This window comes from Pseudocolwellia antarctica (assembly GCF_049933045.1).
Taxonomy (GTDB): domain Bacteria; phylum Pseudomonadota; class Gammaproteobacteria; order Enterobacterales; family Alteromonadaceae; genus Pseudocolwellia.
Genome location: NZ_CP187926.1, coordinates 3837720 through 3857697, shown reverse-complemented (window position 1 = coordinate 3857697; position 19978 = coordinate 3837720). Strand labels below are relative to the sequence as shown.

The 19978-nt window shown below is 43.1% G+C and carries 1 protein-coding gene; it reads right to left on the bottom strand.

What is annotated here, in order from left to right:
- Positions 1 to 4 precede the first annotated feature (4 nt).
- Positions 5 to 19978, bottom strand: coding sequence for an Ig-like domain-containing protein (locus tag ACPUVN_RS16680; RefSeq protein ID WP_426369483.1), 19974 nt, complete (start codon positions 19976 to 19978; stop codon positions 5 to 7).

Here is a 19978-nt window from a genome sequence, read left to right as displayed (position 1 = left end):
TAATTTATGATTGAAATTTTGTTATATCAAGGGCTTGCGCAAGAGCAGCAGTTTCGGTATTGCTGCTAAATGCTTCTCGTATAATTCTATTATCAAATGTGTCTGTATTGTTTTGCTCTACACTTTCTAGTTCACTAACACTGCCAGAAGTTAAATCAATCTCTATAGGGCGTGTTGTTGTTGAACCCTCAAGTGTATTTGTCACAATATTAAGCTGTATAACTTCAGTTTTTTCAGGAACCTCCATCAAAACAAGTCCTTTATTTTCTACTAATATCCAGTCTGAAAGTGCACGACCATCAACTCTAGTAATATTATAGTTAACATTTGATAAATCGCTTGTTTGTGTTTGAGCGTTTAAGCTCATTAAGAGGTTGTTATCTCGCATTATTGTTTCAATCAACAACTCATCATTATTAATATCAGTTGTGTTGTTTACTGAGCTTGTAAGTAAGAGGCTATTTATTTCGTCTTCATCAAAAGGTTCGTAATTAGTATCAAAAATTTCAGATAAACTTTGATTAAAAATGCTGAATTGCTCTAAATTGTCTATTGTTTCCAAAATTGGAAATTCTGCATTGATATGTGAACTGATATTATTAAGAGTTTGTAGTCCTTCTATCGCTGTAATAATTGGCGCACCTACCGTTAAGTCCATTGTTGAATGAAGATCTCTTACATCAAATACTGTTTCAAGAATAATGCCTGGTGCAGTAATAAATCGCTCTTCGCTCTCGATAATATCGACTTGTGTATCAGTAGTTGATTCAAAAGTAGACGTTGTTACTTGTTGTCCTATTTCGATATTACTTTCAACATCTATTCCGACCGGTAAAGCCTGTACCGTTAAATTAATAGTACCTGCAGTAAGAGCACCATTATTATCTGACACAACATAGTCAAAATTAATAACACCATCAAAGCCTTCTGGTGGCGTAACCGTTAATGAACTATCTTGATTAAGAACGACTACGGTTCCATTAGCCAAAGTCACTGTTGAGTCGATAATAATATCTTGTCCGTCAACAGTTATGACAATAAGTGGATCGCCTTCTACGTCCACGTCATTACTTAATACATCAATGGTTATTGGGCTACCTTCTTCAGTCGTTATTGATTCACCAATAACGATTGGCGCATCATTTACACTAATAACATCATTAAAGTTTAACTCTGCTATATCAGTAGCACCATTTCCGTCGCTTACCGTATAGGTTGCACTCGGTACTGGACCGTTATAGTTAGCAAACGGAGTAAAGGTAAAGCTACCATTGGCATTAATTTGTAAGCTACCAATATTAGTAATAGTAACTGTATCACCAGCGTTGTAACTTGCTGGATCTCCATCAATGGTAAATTGAGTAATGGTAAGTGTATCGCCATCTACATCATTGTCGTTAGCCAGCACATTACCTGTAGCTGGTGTATCTTCGGTAACAACAACAGGTTCTTCATTTGTTGCTTCTGGCGCATCATTTACAGGTACTACGCCTCTAAAGCTTAAAATACCAGTGTGGAGACCACCATTAGGATCAGAATAAGTATAGGTGGTATTAGGAATAACACCTGCATAATTAGCATCTGGCGTGAAAGTGTATGTTCCATCCATGTTGATCAATATATTACCAATACCATTAATAACTGCAGAATCTCCTGCGCTATAAATAGTATCGTCTCCGTCTATAACGAATTGAGTTATAGCATCATTATCATTAACGAGTACGTTACCTGAAGCTGATGAATCTTCATTAAGTGAGATAGCTGGTGTAATATCACTAAAATCTAAAACAGTAGTACCGGTAATATTAGTGCCATCACTTACGGTGTAAGTGGTACTTGGTATGCTGCCAATATAGTCAGTTTCCGGGGTGAAAACATAAGCCCCATTACTGTCAATAAATAAGCTGCCCACACCTACAATTGTCGCTGTATCGCCTGGGGTATAAACGGTTGAATCACCATTAACAATAAACTGGGTAACAACTTCACCCTCTTCAATCAATACTGTACCTGTGGCAGGTATATTCTCGGTTACATGAATTGGATAATCATTTACAGGTGTTATATCACTAAAGTTTAAAATAGCAGTATCTGTGTTTCCTACCCCATCACTTAGAGTATAGGTAGCACTCGGTACACTTCCGTTATAATCGACTGCTGGAGTAAAGATATATACTCCGTCACTATTAATAAGAAGCTCTCCAACCCCTGTAATTGTGGCTGTTGTTCCTGCATTATAAATCGTTGAACTTCCATCAATAATAAACTGAACAACACTTAACGTGTCGCCTTCAACGTCATTATCATTTGTGAGTACATTACCTGTAGCTGGTGTATCTTCAACAATAGAGATAGGTCCATCATTAACCGCTACTGGAGCATCATTAATAGGTGTAATGTTAATGGTAACGGTTGTGCTATCACTTCCACCATTCTCGTCCTCAACAGCGATAATAAATGTATCTGTACCGTTAAAATCAGTATCAGGTGTGTATAGATATGTTCCATCAGAATTAACAACAACATCGCCGTGCTCTGGTGCTGTTGCTAAGCTAAAGGTGAGGTTATCTCCATCTATATCTGTCGCGTTAGCTTGCCCACTTACAGAAGTATCTTCATTGGTTGTTTGCGTATCAGAGTTAGCTACAGGTGCATCATTAATACCGTTAACCGTAATGGTTAATGTGGCTGTAGAAAAACCACCTTCGCCATCTGATGCTTGGTAAACAACGCTTGTTGTTCGGCTAGCACCTACCGCTAAGTCGTCAAAGTCAGTTCCTGTTTCAAAACGATATGAACCATCAGCATTAATAGTAAAACTACCACCCGCAGAGCCATTTATAGCTTGCCCGACATTAGTTGTTTCATTTTGCACTTCTTCAACAATTAAGCTGTCACCGTCTGAGTCAAGATCATTAATTAAAATTCCTCCAGCAGAGCTAATAATAAGGCTCTCATTCTCATTTACTGTATTGGTATCAGGTGTTGCTTGAATAGGTGGATTAGCAACGGTCCAACTAAAGCTGTCACTTACATTGCCAGCATGTCCATCATCAACAGTAATAATGATGGTGTAAGGGCTATTTGTTGATGCATCACTATCAAAGGTTCCACTAACAACACCGGTATTACTATCGATTGAAATTCCATTAGGTAAACCCGCAGCAGTAAAAGTTAAAGTGTCTCCATCAATATCGCTAAAATAAGGACTAAAATTAATAGATACCGTTTGCCCGTCAATCGCAGCTTCATGAGGTAAAGAGGTATTTATGATTGGCGCATCGTTAATAGAAGTTACTGAAACAGTTACGGTAGCTGTACTAAAGCTTCCTGATCCGTCTGATATACGATAGTTAATAATATCAGTGCCAGTAAAGTTTTCATTTGGCGTATAAGTTATGGTGTTATCGGCAGTAATAACCGCGATTCCATTTGGAGCAGAGGTTTCAATAATCGTTAATGGATCATTGTCTGGGTCTGTATCGTTAGCTAAAACACTAATGACTACTGTTCCATCTTCTACTACTGATGCTATATCGTCATTTGCAATAGGCGGAACATTTTCAAATGCCCAAGCAAAACTTGTTGATGTTGTACCGTTGTTACCATCATTTGCAACAATAGTGACATTAAATGGACCTGAATTAGATATATCGCTAGCAACGGTTCCTGTAATAACACCTGTATCTGCATCTATACTTAAGCCTGTAGGCAGTCCTGTTCCTGAGAAGCTTAAATTATCTCCGTCTACATCAGAAAAGTTAGCTGAAACATCTAAAGTTATTGTACTGCTATCAGCATCTGCTTGATCACTTAACCCAGCTGTTGTTGGTGCATCATTAACTGCAGTTACCGTTACATTAACACTTGCCGTACTTTCTCCACCTTCACCATCAATAATTTGATAAATAATAGTATCTGCGCCATTAAAATTGGCATTTGGTGTGTAAGTAATAGTGTTGTCTGCATTAATAATTACTGTTCCATTACCTGCTGTTGCTTGAGTAACCGTTAAAGTATCGTTATCTGCATCACTATCATTAATTAGAACATTAATGATTGTTGCTGTATCTTCTGTTGTTGTAACTGCGTCATTCACCGCAGTAGGTAAACCGTTAACAATAGTATAGTTAAATGTTTGATCAACGGTTCCACCACGACCATCATCAGCCGTTACTGTAATGCTATAAATACCATTATTAGCTGCACCACCTTGCGAAGCACTACTATCAAGCGTCCCAGAAATAACACCTGTTATTGCATCAATGTTTAACCCTATTGGTAAGCCCGTTACAGTGAATGTTAATATATCGCCGTCTGCATCACTAAAGTAGTCACTAAGTGGGATAGAAATTAATTGACTATCAACTGCATTTTGATCGGCAATAACGTCTGTTTCTGGTACATCATTTTGTTCTGTTATAACCACACTAACTGTTGTTGTTTCAGTTACATCACCAGAAGTAACGGTATAAATAAAACTATCTGTTCCAAAGAAGTTATTCTCTGGTGTATAAGTGGCTATACCATCAGCCGTGATACTTACACTGCCATTAGTACCCTGAGTAAAACTAGTGACTTGTGCTGAACTATCAAAGCTATCATTAGCTAATACATCCAATATCACTGGTGTATCTTCAATTGTTGATAGGCTATCAGGCATGATATCTACAACTGGAGCAATACTATTAAACATTAATATTGCTGTGCTTGTTTCGTTTACGCCACCTGTTCCATCGCTGACCGTATAAGTCGCACTCGGTACAGGTCCGTTATAATCAGGGGTTGGCGTAAAGGTATAACTACCATTCGCGTTGATAATGAGTGTTCCCACACCCGTTAATGTCGCGGTATCTCCTGCGTTGTAAATGGTCGCATCACCATCAATCACAAATTGCGTTAACGTCAGTGCTGCGCCTTCGGCGTCACTGTCGTTGGTTAAGACATTACCCGTGGCTGGTGTATCTTCGGTCACTGACACAGGACCGTCATTCACCGCATCAGGTGCATCATTTATCGCAATAACATCATTGAAGCTCAATTCACCCATATCAATGCCGCCTTCGCCGTCACTGACAACGTAGGTGGTATTAGGAACTGCGCCGTTATAATTAAGGGCTGGCGTAAAGGTAAATGAACCGTTGGTGTTGATCACTAACTCACCCACACCGGCTATCGTGGCGGTTGTTCCTGCAAGATAAGTCGTGGCATCACCGTCTACAAAAAACTCGACAACACTTAAGGTATCATTCTCTGCATCGGTATCGTTGCTTAATACGTTACCTGTTGATGGCGTATCTTCGGTCACATCAAATGGACCATCGTTAACCGCAATAGGTGCATCATCAACAGCGATAACATCAGTGAAACTTAAGATAGCAGTACTTGTTTCATTCACGCCACCTGTTCCATCGCTGACCGTATAAGTCGCACTCGGTACAGGTCCGTTATAATCTGGCGTTGGCGTAAAGGTATAACTACCATTCGCGTTGATAATGAGTGTTCCCACACCCGTTAATGTCGCGGTATCTCCTGCGTTGTAAATGGTCGCATCACCATCAATCACAAATTGCGTTAACGTCAGTGCTGCGCCTTCGGCGTCACTGTCGTTGGTTAAGACATTACCCGTGGCTGGTGTATCTTCGGTCACTGACACAGGACCATCATTCACCGCATCAGGTGCATCATTTATCGCAATAACATCATTGAAGCTCAATTCACCCATATCAATGCCGCCTTCGCCGTCACTGACAACGTAGGTGGTATTAGGAACTGCGCCGTTATAATTAAGGGCTGGCGTAAAGGTAAATGAACCGTTGGTGTTGATCACTAACTCACCCACACCGGCGATTGTCGCTGATGTTCCTGCAAGATAAGTCGTGGCATCACCGTCTACAAAAAACTCAACAACACTTAAGGTATCATTCTCTGCATCGGTATCGTTGCTTAATACGTTACCTATTGAAGGTGTATCTTCGGTGACATCAAATGGACCATCGTTAATCGCAATTGGCGCATCATCAACCACGATAACATCGGTGAAACTTAAGATGGCAGTGCTTGTTTCATTCACGCCACCTGTTCCATCACTGACCGTATAAGTCGCACTCGGTACAGGTCCGTTATAATCTGGCGTTGGCCTAAAGGTATAACTACCATTCGCGTTGATAATGAGTGTTCCCACACCCGTTAATGTCGCGGTATCTCCTGCGTTGTAAATGGTCGCATCACCATCAATCACAAATTGCGTTAACGTCAGTGCTGCGCCTTCGGCGTCACTGTCGTTGGTTAAGACATTACCCGTGGCTGGTGTATCTTCGGTCACTGACACAGGACCATCATTCACCGCATCAGGTGCATCATTTATCGCAATAACATCATTGAAGCTCAATTCACCCATATCAATGCCGCCTTCGCCGTCACTGACAACGTAGGTGGTATTAGGAACTGCGCCGTTATAATTAAGGGCTGGCGTAAAGGTAAATGAACCGTTGGTGTTGATCACTAACTCACCCACACCGGCGATTGTCGCTGATGTTCCTGCAAGATAAGTCGTGGCATCACCGTCTACAAAAAACTCAACAACACTTAAGGTATCATTCTCTGCATCGGTATCGTTGCTTAATACGTTACCTATTGAAGGTGTATCTTCGGTGACATCAAATGGACCATCGTTAATCGCAATTGGCGCATCATCAACCACGATAACATCGGTGAAACTTAATACTGCTGTATCACTGCCGCCATTTCCATCGCTCACCGTATAGGTCGCACTTGGTACAGCGCCGTTGTAATTAAGCGCTGGGGTAAAGGTGAATGAACCGTCACTGTTAATAACTAAATCACCCACGCCTGCTATCGTCGCGGTTGTACCCGCAAGGTAAGTCGTTGCATCGCCGTCGATCACAAATTGCGTTAACGTAAGTGTTTCGCCATCAGCATCACTGTCGTTCGTTAAGACATTACCCGTGGCTGGTGTATCTTCGGTCACTGACACAGGACCATCATTCACAGCATCAGGTGCATCATTCACGGCAACAACATCATTGAAACTTAATACCGCGGTATCAAAACCGCCTTTACCATCGCCCAAGGTGTACGTGGTGTTAGGTACTGCGCCGTTATAATCAGGTGCAGGAGTGAAAGTAAATGTGCCATCGGTGTTGATAAGTAAAGTACCGACTCCTGCTATCGTCGCCGTATCGTCTGCGCTATGCACAGTCGCATCGCCATCAATAATAAATTGAACAACGGTGAGCGGATCGCCTTCAATATCGGTGTCGTTACCTAATACGCTGCCTGATGAAGGCGTGTCTTCGGTCACATCAAATGGACCATCGTCTACCGCTTCTGGCGCATCATCTACCGCGATAACATCACTGAAACTTAAGACTGCTGTACTGCTTTCATTGGCTTCGCCTGTACCATCGCTCACCGTATAGGTCGCACTTGGCACAGCGCCGTTGTAATTTAGAACAGGCGTAAAGGTGAATGAACCGTCACTGTTAATAACTAAATCACCCACGCCTGCTATCGTCGCGGTTGTACCCGCAAGGTAAGTCGTTGCATCGCCGTCGATCACAAATTGCGTTAACGTCAGCGCTGCGCCTTCAGCGTCACTGTCGTTGGTTAAAACATTACCTGTTGCCGCTGTGTCTTCGGTCACTTCAACCGGACCGTCATTCACCGCATCAGGCGCATCGTTCATCGCAACAACATCATTGAAGCTCAATTCACCCATGTCAATGCCGCCTTCGCCGTCACTGACAACGTAGGTGGTATTAGGAATAGCGCCGTTATAATTAAGGGTTGGCGTAAAGGTAAATGAACCGTTGGTGTTGATCACTAACTCACCCACACCGGCGATTGTCGCGGTTGTTCCTGCAAGATAAGTCGTGGCATCACCGTCAACAAAAAACTCGACAACACTTAAGGTATCATTCTCTGCATCGGTATCGTTGCTTAATACGTTACCTATTGAAGGCGTATCTTCGGTCACATTAAATGGACCATCGTTAACCGCAATTGGCGCATCATCAACCGCGATAACATCGGTGAAACTTAAGATGGCTGTACTTGTTTCGTTTACGCCACCGGTTCCATCGCTGACGGTATAAGTCGCACTCGGTACAGGTCCGTTATAATCAGGTGTTGGCGTAAAGGTGTAACTGCCATTCGCGTTGATGATGAGTGTTCCCACACCCGTTAATGTCGCGGTATCTCCTGCGTTGTAAATGGTCGCATCACCAGCAATCACAAATTGCGTTAACGTCAGCGCTGCGCCTTCGGCGTCACTGTCGTTCGTTAATACATTACCTGTAGCCGCTGTATCTTCGGTCACTGACACAGGACCGTCATTCACCGCATCAGGTGCATCATTCACGGCAACAACATCATTGAAACTTAATACCGCGGTATCAATACCGCCTTTACCATCGCCCAAGGTGTACGTGGTGTTAGGTACTGCGCCGTTATAATCAGGTGCAGGAGTGAAAGTAAATGTGCCATCGGTGTTGATAAGTAAAGTACCGACTCCTGCTATCGTCGCCGTATCGCCTGCGCTATGCACAGTCGCATCGCCATCAATAATAAATTGCACAACCGTCAGCGGGTCACTTTCAATATCTGTGTCGTTACCTAATACGCTGCCTGATGAAGGCGTGTCTTCGGTCACATCAAATGGACCATCGTCTACCGCTTCTGGCGCATCATCTACCGCGATAACATCACTGAAACTTAAGACTGCTGTACTGCTTTCATTGGCTTCGCCTGTACCATCGCTCACCGTATAGGTCGCACTTGGCACAGCGCCGTTGTAATTTAGAACAGGCGTAAAGGTGAATGAACCGTCACTGTTAATAACTAAATCACCCACGCCTGCTATCGTCGCGGTTGTACCCGCAAGGTAAGTCGTTGCATCGCCGTCGATCACAAATTGCGTTAACGTCAGCGCTGCGCCTTCGGCGTCACTATCATTCGTTAATACATTACCTGTAGCCGCTGTATCTTCGGTCACTTCAACCGGACCGTCATTCACCGCATCAGGGGCGTCGTTCACCGATACAATATTATTGAAGCTTAATACTGAAGCATCGATGCCTCCATTAGCATCAGTTATTGCATAAGTGGTATTAGGTATTGCACCTGTGTAATTCTCAGCAGGAGAAAACGTAAATGTACCATCGCTATTGATAACTAATGTACCAATACCATCAATAGCAGCGGTTGTACCTGCACTGTAAATCGTTGCATCACCATCAACAGCAAATTGAACAACACTCAAGGTATCACCCTCTGCATCGGTATCGTTGTTCAGCACATTGTCACTAAATGGGGTATCTTCGGTTACCGTAAAGGCTCCATCATCATTGGCAATTGGCGCATCATTAATCGGGGTAACGTTAATCGTAACCGTTTCATCTACATTACTACCGTTACTATCCTCAACGGTCACAATAAATGTATCTACACCATTAAAGTTGTTGTTTGGTGTATAGGTATATGTACCATTATTATTAACTATAACCGTACCATTACTTGGAGATGTCTTCAGAGTGATAGTGAGTACATCACCTTCAGCATCAGTAGCATTGACTTGTCCACTAATTGGAGTGTCTTCGTTAGTCGTTTGTGTTTCAGGGCTAACTACTGGTGCATCATTTTCACCTGTTACTGTAATCGTTAACGTTGAGCTAGAGAGTCCTCCTTCATTGTCAGAAGCTTGATAGATAACACTAGTCGTGCGACTTTCTCCAACAGCTAAGTCATCAAAGTCAGTACCCGCATCAAAACTATATGAGCCATCTGCATTAATGATAAAGCTACCACCAAATGATCCGCTAACTAAGTTGCCAACATTAGCATTGCTATTATCAACTTCAGCAACACTAATATTGTCACCATCAGGATCAGCGTCATTACTTAACACGCCACTGCTAGCAGGAATATTTAGCGTTCCATTTTCAGTAACAGTATTTGTATCAGGGTTAGCTTGAAGTGGAGGGTTATCTATAGTCCAACTAAAGCTATCACTTACAGATGTTCCATTTCCATCTTCTGCAATAATAGTGATGGTATATGGGCTAGACTGTGATGCATCACTGGCAAAGGTTCCACTTACAACACCTGTAATGCCATTAATTGAAATTCCAGCAGGTAGTCCTGTTGCTGTAAAGGTTAGAGTATCGCCATCTACATCACTAAAGTAAGGGTTGAAGTCAATAGATACATCTTGGCCATCAATTGCAGCTTCATCCGGTAACGGGGTATTAACAATAGGGGCATCATTAACCGCATTTACCGTCACGGTTACCGTTGCTGTACTCTCTCCACTTTGTCCGTCAGAGATGCGGTAATTAATGATATCAACACCATTAAAATCAGCATCAGGAGTATAAGTGATAGTCAGTCCATCACCTGCAATAGTAACGGTTCCGTGTGAAGCACTAGCAACAATAACGGTTAAAGTATCGTCATCTGGATCTGTATCGTTATTTAATACACTAATAACAACGTTCTCATCTTCCGCAGTTGTAGCAATATCATCATTTGCGGTAGGAGGAACATTATTAAATGCCCAAGTAAAACTTGTATTTATACTTTCTCCGTTACCATCATTAGCAGTAATGGTTACGCTGTAAGGCCCTGTTGTTGATATATTACTTGCTACAGTACCGGTAATTACCCCTGTATTTGCATCTAAACTAAGACCTGGAGGTAATCCAGTCGCGGTAAAGTTTAAAACATCTCCATCTATATCAGTGAAATTAGCTGAAATGTCTAAGTTGATTACACTACTATCAGCATCTGCTTGGTCATCAATGCCTTCACTAGTAGGAGCGTCATTAACGGCTGAAATGGTAACATTAACACTCGCTGTACTCTCTCCACCTTCACCGTCAATAATGGTATAAATGATGGTGTCATTTCCGTTAAAGTCAGTATTTGGCGTATAGGTAAGTGTATTATCACCATTAATAACAACCGTTCCATTACCTGCACTTGCTTCAATGACAACAAGTGTGTCGTTATCTGGATCGCTGTCATTAACAAGAACATCAATATTAATAGCTGTATCTTCAGTCGTTGATGTATCGTCATTTACCGCTGTTGGTAATGCATTAACAACCGTATAATCAAAGCTTTGATCTACTGTTCCACCTCGTCCATCGTTAGCAGTAACTGTAATAGTGTAGATCCCATCATTGTTAGGACCATTCTGAGAGCTACTGTTATCAAGTGTACCCGAAATAATACCTGTGTTGGTATCTATGCTGAGCCCTACTGGCATGCCAACTGTAGAAAACGTTAATGTGTCATTATTTGCATCACTAAAGAAACTACTAATATCTATAGAAACAGGTTGACCATCAACCGCATTTTGATCTGCTATTTCTTCAACATCAGGAGAGTCATTTTGTTCTGTTACGGTAATATTAACTGTAGTCGTTTCAGTAACTCCTCCAGAAGTCACCGTATAGGTAAAACTATCACTACCAAAAAAATGATCATTAGGGGTATAAGTTCCTGTGCCATCAGAGTTTAAAGTGACCGTACCATTACTACCTTGAGTAAATGCAGTAACTTGCGCTGAACTATCAAATGTATCGTTATCAAGAACCGACAATGTTGCGATTGTATTCTCATTAATTGTATAATTGTCCGTTGTAATATCAATAACGGCACTAACATCAGAAAAACTTAAAACGCCCTTATCAAACCCACCATTGCTATCTTCTACAGTATATGTGGCGATAGGTACTGAACCGTTATAATCAGCTTCAGGTGTAAAGGTAAAAGCACCGTCACTATTAATAACTAATGTACCTACACCATCAATAATTGCTGTTTCTCCTGCGTTATAAAGTGTTGCATCGCCATTAACAAAGAATTGAACAACCGTTAGCGGATCGTCTTCAATATCGGTGTCGTTACCTAATACATTGCCTGTTGAAGGCGTGTCTTCGGTGACATCAAATGGGCCATCATCCACCGCTTCGGGTGCATCATCTACAGGGATAACATCACTGAAACTTAAGACCGCTGTACTGCTTTCATTGGCTTCGCCTGTACCATCGCTCACCGTATAGGTCGCACTCGGTACAGCGCCGTTGTAATTTAGAACAGGCGTAAAGGTGAATGTACCATCAGCATTCACTAATAAAGTACCTACTCCTGCTATCGTAGCAGTTGTACCTGCAAGGTAAGTCGTCGCATCACCGTCGATCACAAATTGTGTCAACGTAAGTGGGTTTCCGTCTGCATCACTGTCGTTCGTTAAGACATTACCCGTTGCTGGTGTATCTTCAGTCACTGACACAGGACCATCATTCACCGCATCAGGTGCATCATTTACCGCAACAACATCTTTGAAACTTAATACCGCGGTATCAAAACCGCCTTTACCATCGCCTAAGGTGTATGTGGTATCGGGTACTGCGCCGTTATAATTAAGTGCAGGAGTGAAAGTGAATGTGCCATCGGTGTTGATAAGTAACGTACCGACTCCGGCGATTGTTGCGGTATCGCCTGCGCTATGCACAGTCGCATCGCCATCAATAATGAATTGCACAACCGTTAGCGGATCATTTTCAATATCTGTGTCGTTACCTAATACATTACCTGTCGCAGGCGTATCTTCGGTGACATCAAATGGACCATCATCCACCGCTTCGGGCGCATCATCTACCGCGATAACATCACTGAAACTTAAGACTGCTGTACTGCTTTCATTGGCTTCGCCTGTACCGTCGCTCACCGTATAGGTCGCACTTGGTACAGGTCCGTTATAATCAGGTGTTGGCGTAAAGGTGTAACTGCCATTCGCGTTGATAATGAGTGTTCCCACACCCGTTAATGTCGCGGTATCGCCTGCGCTGTAAATCGTCGCATCGCCGTCAATCACAAATTGTGTCAACGTAAGCGTTTCGCCATCGGCATCACTGTCGTTCGTTAACACATTACCCGTTGCTGGTGTATCTTCGGTCACTGACACAGGACCATCATTCACAGCATCAGGTGCATCATTCACGGCAACAACATCATTGAAACTTAATACCGCGGTATCAAAACCGCCTTTACCATCGCCCAAGGTGTACGTGGTATTAGGTACTGCGCCGTTATAATCAGGTGCGGGGGTAAATGTAAATGAACCATCGGTGTTGATAAGTAACGTACCGACTCCGGCGATTGTTGCGGTATCGCCTGCGCTATGCACAGTCGCATCGCCATCAATAATGAATTGCACAACCGTTAGCGGATCATTTTCAATATCTGTGTCGTTACCTAATACATTACCTGTCGCAGGCGTATCTTCGGTGACATCAAATGGACCATCATCCACCGCTTCGGGCGCATCATCTACCGCGATAACATCGGTGAAACTTAAGACTGCGGTACTGCTTTCATTGGCTTCGCCTGTACCGTCGCTCACCGTATAGGTCGCACTTGGTACAGGTCCGTTATAATCAGGTGTTGGCGTAAAGGTGTAACTGCCATTCGCGTTGATAATGAGTGTTCCCACACCCGTTAATGTCGCGGTATCGCCTGCGCTGTAAATCGTCGCATCGCCGTCAATCACAAATTGTGTCAACGTAAGCGTTTCGCCATCGGCATCACTGTCGTTCGTTAACACATTACCCGTTGCTGGTGTATCTTCAGTCACTGACACAGGACCATCATTCACTGCATCAGGTGCATCGTTCACGGCAACCACATCATTGAAACTTAATACCGCGGTATCGAAACCGCCTTTACCATCACCCAAGGTGTATGTGGTGTTAGGTACTGCGCCGTTATAATCAGGTGCAGGGGTAAATGTAAATGAACCATCGGTGTTGATAAGTAAAGTACCGACTCCTGCTATCGTCGCCGTATCGCCTGCGCTATACACAGTCGCATTACCATCAATAATAAATTGCACAACCGCTAGCGGATCGCCTTCAATATCGGTGTCGTTACCTAATACGTTGCCTGATGAAGGTGTGTCTTCGGTGACGTCAAATGGACCATCGTCTACCGCTTCTGGCGCATCATCTACCGCGATAACATCGGTGAAACTTAAGACTGCGGTACTGCTTTCATTGGCTTCGCCTGTACCATCGATCACCGTATAGGTCGCGCTTGGCACAGCGCCGTTGTAATTAAGCGCTGGGGTAAAGGTGAATGTACCGTCAGCATTTACCAATAAAGTACCGACTCCCGCTATTGTCGCGGTATCGCCTGCGCTGTAAATCGTCGCATCGCCGTCGACCACAAATTGTGTCAACGTAAGTGGGTTACCGTCTGCATCACTGTCGTTCGTTAACACGTTACCCGTTGCTGGTGTATCTTCGGTCACTGACACAGGACCATCATTCACTGCATCAGGTGCATCGTTCACGGCAACCACATCATTGAAACTCAATACCGCGGTATCAAAACCGCCTTTACCATCACCCAAGGAGTATGTGGTATCGGGTACTGCGCCGTTATAATCAAGTGCTGGGGTAAATGTAAATGAACCATCCGTGTTGATAAGTAAAGTACCGACTCCTGCGATTGTTGCGGTATCGCCTGCGCTATGCACAGTCGCATTACCATCAATAATAAATTGCACAACGGTTAATGGGTCGTTCTCAATATCTGTGTCGTTACCTAATACATTACCTGTTGAAGGCGTGTCTTCGGTCACATCAAATGGGCCATCATCCACCGCTTCGGGTGCATCATCTACAGGGATAACATCACTGAAACTTAAGACCGCTGTACTGCTTTCATTGGCTTCGCCTGTACCATCGCTCACCGTATAGGTCGCACTTGGCACAGCGCCGTTGTAATTTAGAACAGGCGTAAAGGTGAATGAACCGTCACTGTTAATAACTAAATCACCCACGCCTGCTATCGTCGCGGTTGTACCCGCAAGGTAAGTCGTTGCATCGCCGTCGATCACAAATTGCGTTAACGTAAGTGTTTCGCCATCAGCATCACTGTCGTTCGTTAAGACATTACCCGTTGCTGGTGTATCTTCAGTCACTGACACAGGACCATCATTCACCGCATCAGGTGCATCATTTACCGCAACAACATCTTTGAAACTTAATACCGCGGTATCAAAACCGCCTTTACCATCGCCTAAGGTGTATGTGGTATCGGGTACTGCGCCGTTATAATTAAGTGCAGGAGTGAAAGTGAATGTGCCATCGGTGTTGATAAGTAACGTACCGACTCCGGCGATTGTTGCGGTATCGCCTGCGCTATGCACAGTCGCATCGCCATCAATAATGAATTGCACAACCGTTAGCGGATCATTTTCAATATCTGTGTCGTTACCTAATACATTACCTGTCGCAGGCGTATCTTCGGTGACATCAAATGGACCATCATCCACCGCTTCGGGCGCATCATCTACCGCGATAACATCGGTGAAACTTAAGACTGCGGTACTGCTTTCATTGGCTTCGCCTGTACCGTCGCTCACCGTATAGGTCGCACTTGGTACAGGTCCGTTATAATCAGGTGTTGGCGTAAAGGTGTAACTGCCATTCGCGTTGATAATGAGTGTTCCCACACCCGTTAATGTCGCGGTATCGCCTGCGCTGTAAATCGTCGCATCGCCGTCAATCACAAATTGTGTCAACGTAAGCGTTTCGCCATCGGCATCACTGTCGTTCGTTAACACATTACCCGTTGCTGGTGTATCTTCGGTCACTGACACAGGACCATCATCTACTGCATCAGGTGCATCGTTCACCGCAACCACATCTTTGAAGCTTAATACCGCGGTATCAAAACCGCCTTTACCATCGCCCAAGGTGTATGTGGTGTTAGGTACTGCGCCGTTATAATCAGGTGCAGGAGTGAAAGTGAATGTGCCATCGGTGTTGATAAGTAACGTACCGACTCCCGCGATTGTCGCGGTATCGCCTGCGCTATGCACAGTCGCATCGCCATCAATAATAAATTGAACAACGGTGAGCGGATCGTCTTCAATATCGGTGTCGTTACCTAATACGCTGCCTGATGAAGGCGTGTCTTCGGTCACATCAAATGGACCATCATCCACCGCTTCTGGCGCATCATCTACCGCAATAACATCGGTGAAACTTAAGATGGCTGTACTGCTTTCATTGGCTTCGCCTGTACCGTCGCTCACCGTATAGGTCGCACTTGGTACAGCGCCGTTGTAATTAAGAACGGGCGTAAAGGTGAATGAACCGTCGCTGTTGATAACTAAATCACCTACACCTGCCGTTGTAGCAACATCGCCAGCACTATAAGTTGTTCCATTTACAATAAATTGAGTAACCGCTAACGTATCACTATCAGGATCACTATCGTTCGTTAAGACATTACCCGTTGCTGGTGTATCTTCGGTCACGGACACTGGACCGTCATTAACAGCTTCAGGAGCATGATTAATTGCAGCAATGTCGTTGAAACTTAATACGGCGGTATCGAACCCACCTTTATTATCTGTAACAGTATAAGTAGCACTAGGCACTGCGCCGCTGTAATTATTTGCAGGCGTAAAGTTAAAACTACCATTAGCATTAATAACTAATGTACCCACACCTGAAATTGTTGCAGTGTTACCCGCAGTGTAAGTTGTTCCGTTAACAATAAATTGAGTCACGGCTAACGTATCATTTTCCGCATCGGTATCATTTGTTAATACATTTCCAGCAAATGGGGTATCTGCCGTTACGGTGTAAGGACCGTCATCAAATGCGATAGGTGCATCTTCAACAGGGCTAACATTACTAAAACTTAGAATAGCTGTATCGCTACCACCATTTCCATCGCTTATGGTATATGTGGTAAATGGTACTGCGCCGTTATAGTTTGAATTTGGCGTAAAGGTATAAGTACCATTAGCATTTACTAATAGACTACCAATACCAGAAATTACCACAGTATCTCCAGCAGTATGAACAGTACTATCACCATCAACAATAAACTGAATTATTTTTAGGTTGTTACCGTCAACATCGCTGTCGTTATCTAATAAATCACCACTAACAGGTGTATCTTCAATCACGGCAACAGGACCATCATCATTAGCGATAGGTGCATCATTTACTGCAATAACATTACTAAAACTTAATACCGCTGTATCACTGCCGCCATTTCCATCAATTACAGTATAAGTAGCACTAGGAACTGAACCGTTATAGTTAGCCGCTGGGGTAAAGGTATATGAACCGTCACTATTAATAACAAGTGAGCCTACACCTGCCGTTGTAGCAACATCGCCAGCACTATAAGTTGTTCCATTTACAATAAATTGAGTAACCGTTAACGTATCATTTTCTGGATCACTATCGTTTGTGAGTACATTACCTGTAGAAGGAGTATCTTCAGTTACGGTAACCGGTCCGTCATTAACCGCTACTGGGGCATCATTTACGGGAATAACGTCAATCGTTGCAATAGCCGTATTAGAATTCGATTCACTGTCATTAACTGTTACTTCGATATTGCGAGATGTGATATCTGGATTATCACCTGTATTTTCAAACTCTATTGTTTGAATAGCCGTTTCATAATCTTCTGTTGTTGCTACACCAGAAAAGGTAATAGCTGTATCTGTACGTGTATAACTTATACCACTTGCCAATGTTCCACTTGCAGCAGCAGAGCCATTAACAAGTAAACGGTCATCTGTTTGAGGGTTAGCTAATACAATTGAAGCTGAAGACATATCCGTATTATCGTCGTCTCCAATAGCAATATCAGGAGAAGCTATAGCAACGGGGTCACCATTTTCAGTGAAAGTATTATTATAGTTATAGGCTGGACTTGTAGTGAATAGTTGTAGATCATCATAAATAACAGTACCACCATTGTTATCGTAAATATAAACACGAATTTCATAATGGGTATTTGCCGTGATCTCAAAGTCATCTATATTCTGGAAAACACCTTCGTAAACATCACCACCTGTTTCAGCAAGTTGGTGATCTTCTATAAGCGTATTGGATGTGGCGAAATTGTCGGTTGATATATCAATTGTAACTTTATAGCCAACACTTCCATTTGCATTCCAGTCAGCATTATATATAGCATTGAGGCTTACAGGGTTATCAAACGAAGCCGCTGTAGTAAAACCATATTGTATATAATCCTCATTTATACGAGCTGAAGCTAAGTCATTAGAGTTTACGCCATTAACTTGAACTCTCGTATTATCATAAAATAAAGAAACACCTGTGCCAGCTAATTCATTATCACCACTTACTACAGTTCCACTGTTAAAGTCAGTCGCTGTTGGCGTATTTGCAGGCGAATTATGCTGCCAACCGACAGCTGTTTCTGTACCACCATCATTGTCTAAATAAATAACGGGTACAGCGTTCGCTTCAAGCGATATTTTAATAGCACCGTCAGATTCATTTCCTGCTCCGTCACTACCTTCAATACTATTACTTGAGATAGCAGAAGCTTCTATAAATGAACCACCTCCACCGCCACCGCCATTACCACCAGCAGATCCACCACCTGAATAACCACCACCACCACCAGAGAATGATGGAGAAGCACCACCACCACCAGTAAATCCTTGGCCACCAGCAGAACCACTAACATTACCGTCACCGCCATCAGCTAAAGTAACACCATCGCTAGGTATGAGATCTGCAGATGAGCCGCCTGTCCCTAAAGCTGTTTCTCCGTCGGTATTGATACCACCACCACCAGCACCACCACCGCCAGATGCACTCGCACTTCCACCTGAACCACCTGTACCACCTGTACCACCTGTTAAACCACCACCGGTGTCACCTGTAATAACAGTATTACCGCCACCGCCACCAGCGCCAACAGCATCATCACCGCCACCACCAGCACCAGCAACAAGCACAAGTATATTGTCGATAAACACACCAGTACTACCACCACCACCCGCACTAGTACCTGAATTTTCAGTTATAGTTTCTCCAGCTTCACCAACAACAAAACGAACAGTTTGACCTGCAGTAACATTAAATGTTCCTGTTATTGTTGCACCTTGCCCACCAGCTGAACCACTACCATTACCACCATCAGCACCTTTAATAGTAATAGTAAGTTCACCATCTGCGGTAACAACATATTCACCTGTTTGAGGACCTATTGTATTAACAGGTGTTGTTGTAGCTAACGTATCAGAAAAGTCTTCAGCAACAAATGCAGCTTGTTCTACCTTTCCACTATGTACTTCAAGATCCCAATCTCCACCTTTATTTGCGGCGCCGGTTAAATCATTTGAGGCAGCTATATCTGCCTTAGTAATGTCAGCTAAAGCATCAACGGCTGCAGCTCCATCTTCACCTGCAGCGAAATTACAACCATAAATAAGCATATCGCCAGCTTCAGTTAAGCTTTCACCAATACGTGTAAATAAGCTTGCCTGTTCACCTTTAATAGAATCTGCTGTTACTTCTGTTCCTGCAATTGACAAACTACCTTGATCACCATGACTTAATATATGAATAGCATCAATATCAGTGCGTCCATCTAAAGCATCGGCTATTTGCTCAATGCCACCTTTGGCAGGGTCAATAAATATAATTTCGATATTAGCATCTAATGATGCAGCTAATTGATCAGCGTTTTCTATACTCAAATCAATAAAAGCAATAATGCTTGGCTCTGTATTTAAGGAAGAGTCGAGTGGAGAAGCATCAATATTATCTTGTGTTGAGATAGCCGCAATAAGATCTTCATTTACTCGGTTAGATGATGGAGGTAATGAATTATCCAGTGTATTAGTTGAGTCAATCGTGCTTTTATCGATTTGTACTGAATCTTTCGAGACAAAGTTATCTTTGATAAAGGCACTGGCTTGATCATTAACCACTTGTTCAGTAGCTACATCAATAGCCGTTACGGCACCCGCAGCATCAAACATAAAGCGAGGTTCAAGCGCCATAAGATGCTTTGATGATGCTTTATTTTCAATTTTGTTCTCTGATGATACGCCTTTATTATTCTTCGGAAATAATCTAGAAAAAATATTCAT

Bases quoted from the DNA above. Each gene is read 5' to 3' on its own strand.
- ACPUVN_RS16680 (WP_426369483.1), bottom strand. From the start codon at position 19,978: ATGAATATTTTTTCTAGATTATTTCCGAAGAATAATAAAGGCGTATCA.